An 829-nucleotide genomic window follows, 5' to 3' on the forward strand; every position below is an offset into this window, starting at 1 on the left:
GACCGTTGGATTTGGAAAGTTGTCAAAGCTTCATCGATCAATCGATTATTGAATTCACTCCCACGGTCAGTATGGAAAAGCTGAATTTTCCTTAAATCGTGCTTAATCGTGGAAAGTGCATGGTATACAAGCTCTGCATCTTTGTTGGGACCTGAACTATAACCAATAATCTCTCGATTAAAGAGATCAACAAAGATACATATATAGTGCCATTTTTTATTGACACGCACATATGTTAAATCACTTACCACCACCTTTAACGCTTCACTCTGACAGAATTCCCGATTGAGAATATTAGCTTGAAGAGATTCATTGCACTTGCTTTTCTTAGGCTTGAATTGTGAAGTCGTGTATTTGGAGATAAGCCCCTGTGACTTCATAATGCGACCAATTCTCCGCCTAGAAACAATGAATCCCTGCTTCTCGAGCTCAACTTTTATTTTACGTGTGCCGTAGGCTTGTCTGCTCTTTTGAAAGATTTCAACGATCACGTGCGTAATCGCATGATCCTTAGATACCCGGCGCTTCTTTTCATAGTAATAAGTACTTCTAGGGATTTGTAGGACGTCGCACATTGCTGATACTGAGTATTTGTGTCGGTTTTCCCGGATCACTCTTACTTTCGTCCCATGATCAGCGCTGCTTGCTTTAAAATATCATTTTCCATTCGTAAGCGTTGGAGTTCCTTACGCATTTGAATCAGTTCATTTTCTTCATTGGTTCGATTGTCCTTTTCTCGAAAGGATCCGCTATTTTGGCTCTGACGAATCCACTTATCCAAAGAAGAGGGGGTTAGTTCATACTCCTTAATAATATCTTTTCTTGGCTT

The 829-nt window shown here is 40.0% G+C and carries 1 pseudogene; it reads right to left on the bottom strand.

Annotated elements, in window-relative coordinates:
• Positions 1–829 (bottom strand): annotated as a pseudogene (locus tag IC619_RS16595) (IS3 family transposase); the annotation flags it as partial.

This window comes from Polycladospora coralii (genome assembly GCF_014773435.2).
In the GTDB taxonomy this organism is placed as follows: Bacteria; Bacillota; Bacilli; order Thermoactinomycetales; family Thermoactinomycetaceae; genus Polycladospora; species Polycladospora coralii.